Genomic DNA, 15,579 nt, shown 5'->3' with positions numbered 1-15,579 from the left:
TCAGCTGCGCAGCGACCGGAAGGTGGCGCGCAGGTCTTCAGTGAAGGCCTGGGGCTGTTCCCACGCGGCGAAATGCGTCCCCCTGGCGTGGCGCTTGTAGAAGACGAGGTTGGGATAGGCCTTGCGCGTCCAGCTTTCCGGGGCCTGGTAGATTTCGTCGGCAAAGGCGCTCACCCCGGTCGGCAGCTCGATGCCCTTGGGCGCGAAAAACGCCAGCTTGCTTTCCCAATAGAGCCGCGCCGAAGACACTGCGGTGTTGGTCAGCCAGTATAGCGTGATATTGTCGAGGATATCGTCGCGCGTCAGCCCTTCGCGCGCGCCGTCGAACACGCGGGCGATCAGCTTGTAGCTTCTGATGTCGTGATCGAGCATCCACGCGGCGAGGCCGACCGGCGAATCCGCGAGCGCGTAGAGCGTCTGCGGCCGTCCCGCCATTTCCTGCGCGTAACCCAGGCCGTGCGCGTAGAAATCGACCAGCTGGTCCCACGCATATTTCTCGTCCGCCGACAGGCCGGCCGGTTCGGGACCGCCGGGCAGCAGCGCGGAGATGCTGTCGGGCACCGTCGCCGGCATGTTGGTGTGAATCCCGACCAGCCCGGCCGGCTTCTGCAGCGCCATCTGCTCGGTGACGGCATTGCCCCAGTCGCCGCCCTGGGCGACATAACGGGTATAGCCAAGGCGGGTCATCAGCACGCCCCAGGCCCGCGCGACGCGTTGCGGGTCCCAGCCGGTCGCGGCCGGCTTGCCGGAAAAGCCATAGCCCGGAAGCGACGGGATCACGACGTCGAACGCATCCGCGGCGGTGCCGCCATGGGCGGTCGGGTCAGTCAGCGGGCCGATGACCTTGAGCTGCTCGATGATCGACCCGGGCCAGCCATGAGTGATGATGACCGGCAGCGCACCGGGATGCTTCGACTTCACATGGATGAAGTGGATGTCCAGCCCGTCGATCGCGGTGATGAAGGCGGGATAAGCGTTGAGCTGCGCCTCGGCGCGGCGCCAGTCGTGATGATGCTGCCAGTAATCGGCGACCTTCTGCATCGTCGCCAGGGTCACGCCCTGCGTCGTATCGCTCACCGTCTCGCGCTCGGGCCATTTGGTGGCGGCGAGACGGCGGCGAAGATCGGCCAGCGCTTCGTCCGGCGCGCGATAGTGAAAGGGACGGATCGACGCGTCGCCGGCCGCTTCGCTGGTTGCCGTGGCGGCACCGATGACGAAGCTGGCCGAGGCGGCCATCTCCGCCTGAGCGGCGCCCGGCGCCGGGGCCTGCGCATCGGCATGCCCGGCAGAGGCTGGCGCGGTGGTTTCGGCATGCGCGCTACCGGACAATATCGCGCCGAACGCACCTACCATGGTCGATGCCAGGAGCTGGCGCCGACCGATCGAACTCCATAACAAGCCCATGATCATTCTCCCCGTTCAGGGCGGGCAGGAATGATGCGTTCGCTTCGAATAGGACCCAGGTGACAGCGCACGCGCTACGGTCCCCGCCCGTGCGGGTATCGTGCCTGACGCCGGCCGAGTCGGTCAAATCGGATCGATCGCACCGGACGTTGTCCGGTCGGCATGTCGTGCCCGGTTGCGGTGGACGCTGGCCTGGACGCGGCCATCTGGAATCCCGATGCATTGACACCCGCTCGGGCCGCCGCGAGGATCGGCCTGTCGGCAGCCAGGCTCCGAGCCGTGTGACGAGGAAGTATCTCGTGGTAGAGTTGACGGACCCGACCGCTGCTCATCGCTGGCCCGCGACAGCAAAAACGGGTGTGTCGAGCGCGATCTCCCTGGCGTGGCTGCTCGACCCGGTTTCGCCCGCGACATTCGTGGCGGACCATTGGGAGCGCGCGCCGCTGTTCGTCAGCCGCTCCAGTCCCGGCCATTATGCCTGCCTGCCGGGCCTGAACGAGGTCGATGAACTGATCACCGCGACCGCGTCGCGCTCCCCGGGCATGACGGAAGATGTGCGCATCATCAGGACCGATGAAAAGGGAGAGCTGTCGGTTCGGCCGCCCCGCATGCTCGAAAACGGATTGCCGGATATCCAGGCGATGTACCGTGACTATCAACATGGCTGCTCATTGTCGGTCAATCATCTGCACCGCCGATCGGCTTCGCTTGCCCGGCTCTGCGGCCGCCTGGAGGAGGATCTCCACCATCCGATCGGGGTCAATCTCTATCTTACGCCGCGCGGATCGCAGGGTTTCCAGCCCCATATCGACACGCACGACGTTTTCATCCTCCAGGTCCATGGCACCAAGGATTGGTATTATGCCGAGCCCGACGATGCGCTGCCGCTGCCGTCCATGAAGCCGCCATGCCATCATCGGCTGGACAGATATCGCAAGATCACGATGCAGCCCGGCGATCTGCTGTACCTGCCGCGCGGATTTCCGCACTTCGCCAAGGCCACCGCAACGTCCTCGCTTCACTATACGGTGGGGCTGGAGCCATATCGATGGATCGACTTCATGTATGATGCGCTCCAGGAAATGGCGCATTCGGACGTCGCATATCGTCATGCCCTTCCCCCCGGCTTTTCCGATCGGCCGGTGGACGGTGCCAGCCCGCGCGCCTTTGCAGGCGAGCTGGTCCGCCAGCTGCAGGACGACGGGTTCCTGGCGCGTGTCGGGCAGCGGCTGGAGGCGCGAAGGCTTCGGCCGGGCAAGGCCACGCCGATCGGGCATTTCGCGTCCATCGACGCGGCCGAACATCTTGCCGCTGAATCCGTCCTGGTCCGCGTCCCGGGCGTCCATTGCCGAGTCCGTCGTACCGAAGATGCGGCCATTATCGATTTCACCGGAAACTTCGTGTCTGGTCCCGATTTTCTGATGCCCCTGCTCCAGTTTATTGCCGAGAATCGCGCGTTTGCTGTAAAGGATTTGCCAGGTACGCTGGCGATGGCAGACAAGCTTGATTTGATTCGGCGTCTGATCGGCGAAGGCCTGCTGCACATCATCCGTACCCGCTAACTCGGACGTCCAAGGAGGAAGTGCCATGAGCAGCGACACAACCCCATATCAGCAGCCCGGCCCATCACATCAGTCCGGCAGAGCCAAGGGCCCTATCGCGGGCGACGACCTGCCCAACGACGCCGAACTGGTGTTCAGCGAATGGCTGGCGAGCCTGGAATATCAGGATGGTCGATATCATGAGAAGGTCATCGGATTGCTCGCCCGCGAGGCGATGAAGGACGAGGCTTTCAGGCACAAGGTCGTGGCCGATCCGGCCGGCGCCTTGTACGATCTCGGATCGACCCTGGCCCTGCCGGAGGATTTTTCGATCAGGTTCCTGGAAAATACCGACAAGGAGCTGAACGTCGTCCTGCCGCCGCTCGCCTCGACGATAACGGACTATCTGGAAACGCTTGGCCGGGAGGACGCCGATTATCCGATAGCATTGCGCGATCGCCTCCAGTCGCGCACCGCCGCGCGGATGCCCACGCTGTTTCAGGACGACTGGAATCTGAGCGACGCGGGCGATGATCTCTCTTTCCTGATGATCGCGCCGCCTGGCTGACCCCTTCGGCGCGTCATCTCGTCGCCGCGCTGGCTGCCGATATCGTCGGCCATCGAGGCGACGCGGCCTAGAGTAGCTTGCATTACATCGGAGCCACCACCACCCGTTCGTCCTGAGTAGCCATCGAGGTGCCGCGCAGCGGCGTATCGAGAGGGCGTATCGAAGGACAGGTTCCGCGCGACAACCTGTCCTTCGATACGGGCTCTCGATACGCTCCTGCGGCGCTACTCGATAGCTACTCGAGACGAACGGCAGGGACCGGATCGACCTGAAGTCATCTCGCTCTAAGCGTGTGAAACGGCGGCCCAGTCCAGCCCGAACCGGCTCAGATATTTGCGCAGCCGGTCGGCGTCATTGGCGCTGCTTCGCCGTGTGCGTGACGCGGCGAAGAGGGTGCGGCCGGCTTCGGACAGCGATCGGCTGGTGCGGCAGACGCGAATGGTCTCGGCGAGCTGAACGCGGTCGAACGGGTCGATGTCGGCATCGAGCAGCTGGGCGAGCACACCCAGCCCGTCGTCGGTCTGGCCCGACCACAGGCGCTTGAGCCGGATGATTTCAGCTTCGACGCAGTCCAGATCGATCCGCCCCTTCGGCGAGAGCGTCGCCATGCGCGTCACGCTGGCGGCAAGGTCGCGAAAATTGCCGGGCCAGCGCGCATCCGCGCCGGTGGCGAACGCCAGATAACGCTGGCGGGCTTCCTTGTTGAAGCTGGCGCGATCCCCCTCGCGCTCGGCGAAGCGATCGAGTTCATAGTCGAGATTGGGCTCGATATCCTCGCGCCGGTCGGCAAGGCCGGGCAGCGTGAAGGTCCACAGGTTGAGCCTTGCGTAGAGATCGTCGCGAAAGCCGCCGGCCGCCACCGCGTCGCCGAGATCGCGGTTGGTGCCGGCGATCAGCTGGAATTCGGATGCCGCTTCCTTGTCCGCGCCTACCGGCAGGAAGCGCTTGTCCTCGATCGCGCGCAGGATCATCGCCTGCTCGTCCAGCCCGAGCTCGCCGATCTCGTCGAGGAACAACATGCCCTTGTCGGCGGCGCGCAACAGGCCGGGGCGGTCAGCGACCGCGCCGGTGAACGCACCCTTGCGGTGGCCGAACAGCGCCGACATCGCGCCGTCGCCCTTCAAGGTCGCGCAATTCACTTCGACGAACGGCCCGGCGACCTGGTGTTTCAGCTTCTTGAGTTCATAGATGCGGCGCGCGAGCAGGCTCTTGCCGGCGCCGGTCGGGCCCATCAGCAGGATCGGCGCCTTGGAGCGCAACGCGACGCGCTCGATCTCGTCGATCATGCGGTTGAAGGCGGCATTGCGGGTGTCGATGCCCGATTTGAGGAACGAGGTGCTTTCGGCGCTGGCCACCGCGAACCGCGTGGCGATGCTGTCGTAGCGCGACAGGTCCAAGTCGATCGTGTTCCAGATCCCGGCCGGGTTGAGCGACCCGCGCTCGGGCTGGGTCTGGAGCAGGCGGCCGGGCAGATACCGCGCCTCGGTCAGCAGGAAGAGGCAGATCTGCGCGACATGGGTGCCCGTGGTGATATGGACCAGATACTCCTCGGTGTCGGGATCGAACGGCTCCGCGCGGGCGAAGTCGAGCAGCTTGCCGTACACTTCCTCGAAATCCCACGGGTCCTTGAAGTCGAGCAGGCGCATTTCGACCGTGGTCTCGGGCGAGACCGCGGCAATGTCCTCGACGACATAGTCCGCGAGCCGGCGATGGGCGCTGCCGTGCAACAGGATGAAGCGATCGACCCTCAGGTCTTCGTGCATGGTCAGGCCCACGCTCGGCCGCCATTTATTCCAGCGCGACGGCCCGAACTTGGCGGCGTCGAGCGTCGAGCCCAGGAATCCGATGACGGTGAGCGGCTTCATTCTTATCCCCTAGGATAAATTCATATCTGTAGCGATAAGAAAATGGAAGACGCCGCAGCGGTGGTCGCGCCCGGACGTCGCTATTATGGCCAATAATATCATGCATTATCAAGTGATTATGAAATTCTTGGCCCGGCCTCGGTCGAACTGGCACGCGATCTGCTCTGTATCCGGCATCGAGCGAGGCGATATTTCGACCTCCTCGGTAGCGGAGCAGAGCAGGGGCGGCCGGAATGGGCCGGCCGCCCCGAAGGATTTTCACAGGGCGTAGCTCAGGCTGCGCAGAGCACCGGCCTTGGGCGCCGGGGGTCGCAGGTTCAAATCCTGCCGCCCTGACCAGTAAGAGGAGTTGGACGATGGCCAACAAGGGACTTTTTGCGTCGGCGGTGGCGAAGCTGTTGCCGCGCACCGACACGGTGAACCGCGAAGGAGCGCCGTCCTATGCCTATGGGCCCCGGGAAAAGCTCGCGCAGCTTGCCGCGACCGGAACGCTGGCGGACAATTTTTACGGCGCGGCGGAGACGCAGCTGGCCGAGGTGCTCGATGCCGCCAGGGCGGTCGATCCCTATTTCGTGGCACAGGCCGCGATCTACGTTCGCAAGTCGGGGGCCATGAAAGACATGCCGGCCTTGCTGGCAGCCCATCTTACGGTCGCCGATCCCGATCTGTCGGTCGCGGTGTTCAATCGGGTGATCGACAACGGGCGGATGCTGCGCACTTTCGTGCAGATCATGCGGTCGGGCCAGGTCGGACGGACGTCGCTCGGCTCGCGGCCGAAGCGGCTGGTTCAGCGCTGGCTGGAGCAGGCAACCATGCCGCAACTGATGGCGGCGGCGACGGGCAAGGATCCGTCGCTGGCGGACGTGGTGCGGATGGTACATCCCAAGCCGGCGGATGCCGCGCGCAAGGCCTTTTACGGCTGGCTGATCGGGCGTCCCTATGACGTTGCCGCGCTGCCCGCCGAGATCGCCGCGTTCGAGGCCTGGAAATGCGACGGCACGCTGCCGTTGCCGCCGGTGCCGTTCGAATGGCTCACTGCTTGCCCGCTGACCGCGGTGCAATGGGGCGAGCTTGCCGGCCGCATCGGATGGCAGGCGCTGCGGATGAACCTCAACACGCTGGCGCGCAATGGCGCGTTCGACGTGGCGGGAGTCACTGATGCCGTTGCCGCTCGACTGACGGATCGCGATGCGCTGCGCGCCGTGCGACCCATGCCTTACCAGTTGATGGTGGCGCTGGGTCAGGTCGGCGATGGCGTGCCGCTCAAAGTCCAGGCGGCGCTGGAGGAAGCGCTGGAGCTGTCGCTCCGGGGCGTGCCGAAGGTGCCGGGCCGGATCGTCGTCTGCCCTGACGTGTCGGGGTCGATGGGGTCGCCGGCGACGGGATACCGCAAGGGTGCCTCGTCGAAGGTCCGGTGCATCGATGTCGCGGCCCTGGTCGCGGCGGCGATGCTGCGGCGCAACCAGGATGCGCGCGTGCTGCCGTTCGAGCAGCGGGTCGTGAAGCTGAAGCTCGAGGCCAATGCCCGTGTCGCCGTGAATGCGGCGAAGCTGGCGGCGGTCGGTGGGGGCGGGACGAACGTCTCGGCGCCGCTGGCGATGCTGAACGCCGAACGCGCGACCGTCGATCTGGTCGTCATCGTCTCCGACAACGAGTCGTGGGTCGATGCCGGCCGGCGCGGCTCGACGGCGACGATGGCGGAGTGGAACGAACTGAAGCGCCGGAATCCGGCCGCCAGGCTCGTTTGCATCGACATCCAGCCATACGGGACCACGCAGGCGAAAGGCCGGGCGGACATCCTCAACGTCGGGGGATTCTCCGACGCCGTATTCGACACGATCGCGCGCTTCGTCTCCGGCGAGACGCGCGACTGGGTCGGGATCATCAAGCAAGTGGAGATATAGGAACAGGCCGTGGCGAATGCCGACGGGATTACATTGCGCCAAGGGGAAACCCGAAAGTCCAGAGTAGAGCGCCCGGGAAGCAGCGATGCCGAACGGGAGATGGGGTTCGAGTCCCCCCGTTGCAGCGGTAGCTCAAGGACGTTCTCGTCACTCTTGTCGCCACGGCCCATTAAACGTCACGGCGAATGCCGGGAAGGACTACACTATGACTGCGGGTGTCGCGGGTGCGAGTCCCGCCCGCTCGAAAGAGCGGTAGCTCAGTCTGGATAGAGCACCGGTCCCCTCGGGGGCGGTCTTTCCCAATCCTCGTCGCCGTGGACGAGATCAACATGGCGAATGCCTGACGGACTACATCGACTCCTAATCGCCAGGTCGCGGGTTCGAGTCCCGCCGGGCCTTTCACGGGCCCGTAGCTCAGTTGGTAGAGCGGGGAAGTCCGTCAAACACCTGGTCGCCATGACCTAATTGAAGCTGGCGAATGCCGGCGGGACTACATCGGTAAAGGCCGAAAGGCCGAGCGGTTCGAATCCGCCCCGGAAGCAATTCCGGGATGTCCCGCCTCACTTTGTCGCCGGCACCGAAATTCAGTCGGCGAATGCCGGCGGGACTACAGGATAGAGCACCTGCCGGAAGGCAGGAGGTCGGCGGTTCAACGCCGCCTCCGGGCAACCGGATAGCTCAGGGAAATGTCTCGCCATGCCTCGTCGCCGACACCATGATTGAACCAAGGGAGGTCGCGATGACCGAGACGACATATGACTACCAGCACGTCGAAGGCGGCGTGCCGATCAAGATGTGGACGCGCGGCGTGCCGGTCGAAGACGGTGCGCGGGCGCAGCTCGCGCGCGCGGCGCAGATGCCGTTCGTGTTCCGGCATGTCGCGGTGATGCCCGATGTCCATATCGGCATCGGCGCGACCGTGGGGTCGGTGATCCCGACCAGGGGCGCGGTGATTCCGGCGGCGGTCGGCGTCGACATCGGCTGCGGCATGATGGCGGCGCGCACCTCGCTGGTCGCAAGCGACCTTCCGGACAATCTGGAGGCGATCCGCTCGGCGATCGAGCGGGCGGTGCCGCACGGCCGCGCCGTGGGACGCAGTAAGCGCGACACCGGCTCATGGGGCGATCCGCCGCCGGCGATCGTCGAGGCCTGGGCGACGCTCGTCCAGCGCTTCGATCGGCTCACCGAGAAGCATCCGCGGCTGAAGAACACCAACAACCTGGTGCATCTCGGCACGCTCGGCACCGGCAACCACTTCATCGAGCTGTGTCTCGACGAGAAGCAGCGGGTGTGGGTCATGCTGCATTCGGGGTCGCGCGGCGTCGGCAACGCGATCGGCACTTTCTTCATCGAGCTGGCCAAGCAGGACATGCGCAAATGGCACATCAACCTGCCTGACCAGGATCTCGCCTATTTCCCGGAAGGGACTGACCATTTCGACGAGTATGTCGAGGCGGTCGGCTGGGCGCAGGACTTCGCCGCGCTCAACCGGCGCATGATGATGACCAATGTCATGCGCGCGCTGCGGAGCCAGATCGCCAAGCCGTTCGAGGCGGAGATGGAAGCGGTGAACTGCCACCACAACTACGTCCAGCGCGAAAATCACTTCGGTGAGAACGTGCTGGTCACGCGGAAGGGGGCGGTGCGTGCGGCAAAGGGCGTGATGGGCATCATCCCGGGATCGATGGGCGCCAAGTCGTTCATCGTGCGCGGGCTGGGCAACCCGGAATCGTTCGACAGCTGCTCGCACGGCGCCGGTCGGGTGATGAGCCGGACCGCCGCCAAGAAGCTGGTGACGCTCGACGAGCATATCGCGGACACCGCGGGCGTCGCGTGCCGCAAGGACGAAGGCGTCATCGACGAGACGCCCAGGGCGTATAAGCCGATCGAGGCCGTCATGGCCGCGCAGGCGGACCTGGTCGAGATCGTCCACACGCTGAAGCAGGTGGTGTGCGTCAAGGGCTAGTCCCCTGGCGCACACCGCCCCATACGAGAAATAGCATGATCATCATCGATGGATCGGAAGGCGAGGGCGGGGGGCAGGTGGTGCGCAATGCGCTCGCCCTGTCGCTGGTCACCGGCCGGCCGTTCCGCATCGCCAATATTCGTGGGCGTCGCGAGAAGCCCGGCCTGATGCGCCAGCATGTGACCGCGGTCGAGGCAGCGCTGACCATCGGCGGCGCGGTGTGCGAAGGCGTGTCGGTCGGATCGTCCGAGCTGAGCTTCACGCCCGGGCGGGTCGTGCCCGGCGACTATCGCTTCGCGGTCGGCACGGCGGGCAGCACCGGCCTGGTGCTCCAGACCATCCTGATGCCGCTGCTGCTTGCGGACGCGCCGTCCCGGATCGTGCTGGAGGGCGGCACGCACAACATGATGGCGCCGCCCTTCGAGTTCATCGAGCGCGCGTTCCTGCCTGTCATCAACCGCATGGGGCCGCACGTCTCCGCGCGGCTGACCCGGCACGGCTTTTTCCCGCGCGGTGGCGGGCGGATCGACATCGACGTCACGCCCGGGAAGTTGACGGCGATGGAGTGTCGCGATCGCGGCAGGCTGACCGCCGTTTCCGCCACGGCGCTGTTCGCCGGCCTTCCGTTCGACATTGCCGAACGCGAGATCGGGACCGCGCGCAAGCTTCTGCCGGACTGGCCGGAGGAGGCATTCTCGGTGCGGCAGCTGCCCGCCGAGCAGGGGCCCGGCAACGCGCTGCTGCTGGAGGCGGCGTTCGAAAACGTCACTGAAATCGTCACGGGCTTCGGCAAGCTGGGCGTCTCGGCGGAGTCGCTGGCCAGGACCGCGGCGCACCGCATGGCGGGATTCCTGGCGTCGGATGCCTTTGCGGGCCCGTATCTGGCCGACCAGTTGCTGTTGCCCTTCGCGCTGGCGGGTGGCGGCAGCTTCACGACGGTCAAGCCGAGCCAGCATGCCCGCACCGCTGCGGACGTGATCCGGCTGTTCACCGGCCAGCAGTGGGTGTTCGAACAGCAGCCCGGTGGCAGTCATCTGGTGCGGCGGAGCTAGGGCGGTTTCGAGCTGGTGTGATTCTCACCAGCCTCTCGAACCGGAAGTCCGTCCACTCTAAACCTGCCGTCATGCTGAACTCGTTTCAGCATCCAAGGTGCAAACAACCGATGCCGACGCTTGTTGAGCGTTGGATGCTGAAACGAGTTCAGCATGACGGAGGTCAATATTATCGAACGACCTTCAGTTACAGGACACCAGTCCCGTTCGCCCTGAGCTCGTCGGGGGGGCGCTGCCGTCTGGCCGCGCTTCCCCCGTCGATTCAACATTCTCGCTTCCCGGTCCATTCCCTGTCGCGATGGGGGCCTGTACCTGGCCGGAGCGCCGACGGGCGGGAAGATGATCCCCAGTCAAAAACATAGGGGTCGCGAAATTCATTACTTGCCAATATTATTGTCCGGCGCCGGCACGATGGATCTCACGGCGAACCGCCGCCATCATTGGCGAGCCGGCGGCGTAATGCGTATGAAGTCGACGTTCACGCCGCGCCCAGACTCGAAAAACGCCCCCTGCTTGATGCCTCTTATAATTCGCCTCCGCGGCAAAGGCGATCTTGTGGTGATCTGTCGGCAGTTGAAGAGATACCTGCCTGTACTGATCCTTTACCTCGACGGCCCGGCCAGTTGCCCTGTGCGATTTCTGCCTTTCGCATCGCTCAACGAGGGGAGGTGCCGCCAGGGCAAGGAACCCTCGCATAATTCGCTCAAGTATAGATGCGCTCGCGTCGATCGCGCGCGCCCGCTTCAACACTGCTTTACAAGCCCAACACACCTGCTAGCCTTCCCCCAAGCGGAGGGAATCATGCTGAAGATCGAGAAGCTCACTCATGTCTATGGCAATGGCACGCGCGCGCTCGACGGCGTCGACCTGACCATCCCGCCCGGCATGTTCGGGCTGCTCGGCCCGAACGGCGCCGGCAAGTCGACCCTGATGCGCACCGTCGCGACCCTGCAGACGCCGACCTCGGGCTCGATCAGCTTCGACGGCCTCGACGTCATCGCCGAACCCGAGAAGCTACGCCGCACGCTCGGCTATCTCCCGCAGGATTTCGGCGTCTATCCGCGCGTCTCGGCCTACGACATGCTCGATCACATGGCGGTGCTGAAGGGCATTGCCGGCCGCGGCGAGCGCAAGACGACGGTCGAGGGGCTGCTCCACCAGGTCAATCTCTGGGACGTGCGCAAAAAGGCGCTGGCCGGTTTCTCCGGCGGCATGCGCCAGCGCTTCGGCATCGCCCAGGCGCTGATCGGCGGGCCGAGGCTGATCATCGTCGATGAGCCCACCGCCGGCCTCGACCCGGAGGAGCGCAACCGCTTCCTCAACCTGCTCGGCGAGATCGGCGACGATGTCGTGGTGATCCTGTCGACGCACATCGTCGAGGACGTGGCCGATCTCTGCCCGCGCATGGCGGTGCTGGCCAACGGGCGCATCCTGCTCGAGGGCGCGCCGCTCGACCTGATCGAGGCGACGCGCGGCAATATCTGGAAGAGGACGATCGATCGCCACGAACTCGATGGCTATCGCGAGCGCTACCGCGTCATTTCGACGCGCCTGTTCGCCGGAAAGACGATCATCCATGTAATGGCAGATGCGTCGCCCGGCGACGGGTTCGAACCGGTGTCGGGCGGGCTCGAGGATGTCTATTTCTCGACGCTCGATTCTTCGCGTCGCGCGGCCTGAGCGGGGTATCCGGCATGTTCGGCGGCGTCTTCGGCTTCGAGCTTCGCTACCAGATGCGCAACCCGGTCTTCTGGGTCGCGGTGGTCGTCTTCTTCCTGCTCTCGTTCGGCGCGACGACGATCGACCAGATCCAGATCGGGTCGGGCGGCAACGTCCACAAGAACGCGCCCTTCGCGATCGCGCAGGTCGTGATCATCATGTCGCTCTTCTACATGTTCGTCTCGACCGCATTCGTCGCCAATGTGGTGGTGCGCGACGACGAGACCGGCTTCGGCCCGATCGTGCGGGCGACGCGGATCACCCGCACCGCCTATCTGCTCGGCCGCTATACCGGGGCCTATGTCGCCGCCGCGATCGGTTTCCTCGCGGTGCTGGCCGGCATCTGGGTCGGCACCTTCATGCCCTGGGTCGACAGCGAAGTGCTCGGCCCGAACGTCTTCTCCTATTATGCCATGCCGTTCCTGTGGATCGGCCTGCCGAACCTGCTGCTGACCTCCGCCCTGTTCTTCGCGCTGGCGACCGCGACCCGGTCGATGATGGCGACCTATCTCGGCGTCATCGCCTTCCTGATCCTGTGGACCATCGCCAGCGTCGTGCTCGATCGCAACCCGGCCTATGAACTGGCGGGCGCTTATGGCGAGCCGTTCGGCATCGGCGCCTTCTCCTATGCGACCAAATATTGGACGGCGGCGGACCGCAACACGCTGGTGCCGCCGCTCGACGGCATGCTCCTGTGGAACCGCGCGGTCATCGTCGCGATCGGGCTCGGCGCGCTGGCGCTGGCGACCGCGACCTTCCGCTTCGGCACCAAGGCCTCGAAGGCGAGCCGCCGCGCGCTCAAGCTGCAGCTCCAGGTCGACGCGCCGGCACCGTCCGGCCCGATCGGTCCGCTGCCCGTGCCCGGCTTCGGGCGCGCGACCGCGCTGGCCCAGCTCCGCGCGCGTACCCGGCTCGAGCTCGGCCAGGTGTTCAAGAGCCCGGCCTTTTTCGTGCTGATGGCGCTCGGCCTGTTCAACGCCGCCGGGGCGATGGTCGATTTCGGGGAGCTGTTCGGCACGCCCGTGCTGCCGGTCACCCGGGTGGTGATCGGGCTGCTGCAGGGATCGTTCGGCATCATCCCGCTGATCATCGCGGTCTATTATGCCGGCGAGCTGGTCTGGCGCGATCGCGACCGCAAGATCCACGAGATCATTGATGCCTCGCCGATCCCGGACTGGGCCTATGTCGTGCCCAAGGTGCTCGCGGTCATCCTGGTGATGTGCTCGATCCTCCTGGTCAGCGTCGTCGCCGGCGTGGTGGCGCAGCTGCTTCACGGCTATGGCGAGTTCGAGCTCGGCAAATATCTGCTCTGGTACGTGCTGCCCGACACGATCAACTTCACCCTGATCGCCGTGCTCGCCGTGTTCATCCAGGCGCTCAGCCCGAACAAATATATCGGCTGGGGCGTGATGGTGTTCTATTTCATCATCGTGCGCGTCACGCTGCGCAATCTCGGCTTTGGCGACGCGCTGTACAATTACGGCCAGTTTCCGCCCGTGCCGCTGTCCGACATGAACGGCATGGGCAAGTTCTGGATCGGCGCCTGGTGGCTCCGGCTCTACTGGTCGGCCTTTGCGGTGATGCTGCTGGTGCTTGCCCATGCCCTGTGGCGCCGCGGTACGGAGACGCGGCTGCGGCCACGGCTGAAGCGTTTGCCGCGCCGTCTCGCTGGTCCGGCCGGGCTGGTCGGTGCCGCGGCGCTCGCGCTGTTCGTTGCCAGCGGGGTGTATATCTTCATCAACACCCATGTGTGGAATCACTATACCACCCAGGTCGCCGACGAAGCCTTCATGGCCGATTATGAAAAGGCACTGCTGCCCTATCGGAAGCTGCCCCAGCTTTCGGTGACGGCCGCGCGCGTCGCGGTCGATCTGCGTCCGCAGGAACCGGGCCTCACCGCTAGGGGCGTGCTCACCCTCGTCAACAGGACGTCCGGCCCGATCCGCGACGTGCATGTGCGCATGGGCGATCAGGTGACGCGGATCGGGTCGTTCGTCATTCCGGGGGCGACGCTCGTCCGCGACTATCCGAAATTCCAGTACCGCATCTATCGTCTCGCGGCCCCGCTCGCGCCGGGCGGCACGACCAGCCTGACCTTCCGCACCGAACGCACTCAGCACGGCTTCCGCAACAGCGGCAGCGACACGCGCGTCGTGCAGAACGGCACCTTCGTCAACAATTTCGAATTCGTGCCGTCGATCGGCATCGACCAGAGCGGCATGCTGCAGGACCGAGTCAAGCGCCGCAAATACGGCCTGCCGCCGGAGCTTCGCCCCGCGAAGCTGGAGGACATGACCGCGACGCGCTTCAACCAGCTCCGCACGGACTGGATAAAGACCGACATCACCGTCACCACCGATGCCGGCCAGACCCCGATCGCGCCGGGCTACAAGGTCAGCGACACGACAGCCAATGGGCGGCGCACGGCGCGCTTCGTCGTCGATGCGCCGATCCAGAATTTCTATTCGGTCCAGTCGGCGCGGTACGTCGAGAAGCACCGGATGCATGATGGCGTCGATCTCGTCGTCTATTATGACGCGCGCCACGGCGCCAATGTCGATCGCATGCTCGCCGCTTTCGCGCACGGGCTCGATTATTATCAGCCCAATTTCGGCCCCTATCAGTTCCGTCAGGCGCGCATCATCGAGTTCCCGGATTACGCGCAGTTCGCTCAGGCATTCGCGGGCACGATGCCCTATTCGGAAGGCATCGGCTTCATCGCCGATCTCTCCGATCCGGAGAAGATCGATTACGTCACCTATGTGACCGCGCATGAGCTGGCGCATCAATATTGGGCGCATCAGGCGATCGGCGCGGACATGCAGGGCTCGACCATGCTGACCGAGACGCTGGCACAATATTCGGCGCTGATGGTGATGGAGAAGCTGTACGGCCGCGACCAGATCCGCCGTTTCCTGAAATTCGAACTCGATCGCTATCTGCGCAGCCGCGGCGGCGAAGTGATCGAGGAGCTGCCGCTCTACCGGGTCGAGAACCAGCAATATATCCATTACCGCAAGGGCTCGCTGGTCATGTACCGGCTGAAGGACGCGCTGGGCGAGGCGCGGGTCAATGCCGCGCTGAAACGCTATCTCGAACGCTTTCGCTTCAAGGGCGCGCCGTTCCCGCGCTCGCTCGACCTGATCGCCGAGTTCCGCAAAGGGGCGAGCCCCGAGGAGCAGGCGCTGATTACCGATCTGTTCGAACGCATCTCGCTCTACGACATCAAGACCAGGGCTGCGGTCGTCAAGAAGCTGCCCGACGGCCGGTTCGAGACGACCCTGACGGTCGAGGCGCACAAGCTCTATGCCGACGGCAAGGGCAAGGAGACCGAAGCGAAGATGGCCGAGACGGCGGAGTTCGGCCTGTTCACCGCGATGCCGGGCCGCGGCGCCTTTGCGAAGAAGGACGTGCTGCTGCTCCAGCGCCTGCCGCTGAAAACGGGCACCCAGACGATCAAGCTGGTCACGGCGAAGAAGCCGGCCTTTGCGGGTGCGGATCCCTATAACGTCCGGATCGATCGCAACTCCGACGACAATGTCATCGCGACGACGGAGTGA

At 65.1% G+C, this 15,579-nt stretch carries 9 protein-coding genes and 1 tRNA gene; 8 read left to right on the top strand and 2 right to left on the bottom strand.

Going from position 1 to position 15,579, the window contains the following annotated elements:
- Positions 1–1,404: an epoxide hydrolase family protein gene (locus tag ACZ1I5_RS17870; protein WP_465170589.1), complete on the bottom strand. Its 1,404-nt coding sequence runs from the start codon at positions 1,402–1,404 to the stop codon at positions 1–3.
- Between the two features lie 149 nt (positions 1,405–1,553).
- Between ACZ1I5_RS17870 and ACZ1I5_RS17865 the strand changes: the two genes are divergently transcribed.
- Together ACZ1I5_RS17865 and ACZ1I5_RS17860 are read left to right on the top strand one after the other, a co-directional pair.
- The gene (locus ACZ1I5_RS17865) at positions 1,554–2,966 is read left to right on the top strand and encodes a cupin domain-containing protein (RefSeq protein WP_465170588.1); all 1,413 of its coding nucleotides are present in this window, start codon (positions 1,554–1,556) and stop codon (positions 2,964–2,966) included.
- Positions 2,967–2,991: 25 nt separating this feature from the next.
- Entirely contained in the window at positions 2,992–3,513 is a 522-nt protein-coding gene (locus ACZ1I5_RS17860) for a hypothetical protein (protein ID WP_465170587.1), read from the top strand.
- Positions 3,514–3,797: 284 nt separating this feature from the next.
- Here the strand turns inward: ACZ1I5_RS17860 and rtcR are convergent, their stop codons facing one another.
- Positions 3,798–5,378: an RNA repair transcriptional activator RtcR gene (rtcR, locus tag ACZ1I5_RS17855; RefSeq protein WP_465170586.1), complete on the bottom strand. Its 1,581-nt coding sequence runs from the start codon at positions 5,376–5,378 to the stop codon at positions 3,798–3,800.
- Between the two features lie 261 nt (positions 5,379–5,639).
- Here rtcR and ACZ1I5_RS17850 point away from each other — a divergent pair.
- The 6 genes from ACZ1I5_RS17850 to ACZ1I5_RS17825 all read left to right on the top strand — a co-directional run bounded on the left by ACZ1I5_RS17850 (position 5,640) and on the right by ACZ1I5_RS17825 (position 15,579).
- Positions 5,640–5,717: transfer RNA gene (locus ACZ1I5_RS17850), tRNA-Pro, on the top strand.
- Positions 5,718–5,734: 17 nt separating this feature from the next.
- Positions 5,735–7,282, top strand: coding sequence for a vWA domain-containing protein (locus tag ACZ1I5_RS17845; RefSeq protein ID WP_465170585.1), 1,548 nt, complete (start codon positions 5,735–5,737; stop codon positions 7,280–7,282).
- Between the two features lie 739 nt (positions 7,283–8,021).
- Entirely contained in the window at positions 8,022–9,248 is a 1,227-nt protein-coding gene (locus ACZ1I5_RS17840) for an RtcB family protein (RefSeq protein WP_465170584.1), read from the top strand.
- 35 nt (positions 9,249–9,283) lie between these two features.
- On the top strand, positions 9,284–10,300 hold the full coding sequence (gene rtcA / locus ACZ1I5_RS17835; protein WP_465170583.1) for an RNA 3'-terminal phosphate cyclase: 1,017 nt from the start codon (positions 9,284–9,286) through the stop codon (positions 10,298–10,300).
- Positions 10,301–11,101: 801 nt separating this feature from the next.
- Positions 11,102–11,980 (top strand): ABC transporter ATP-binding protein, encoded by an 879-nt coding sequence (locus tag ACZ1I5_RS17830; RefSeq protein WP_465170582.1) that lies wholly within the window; start codon positions 11,102–11,104, stop codon positions 11,978–11,980.
- Between the two features lie 14 nt (positions 11,981–11,994).
- Positions 11,995–15,579, top strand: coding sequence for an ABC transporter permease/M1 family aminopeptidase (locus ACZ1I5_RS17825; RefSeq protein WP_465170581.1), 3,585 nt, complete (start codon positions 11,995–11,997; stop codon positions 15,577–15,579).

The organism is Sphingomonas sp. BL-S-30 (assembly GCF_055521475.1).
This window is presented reverse-complemented; position numbering and strand designations above follow the sequence as displayed.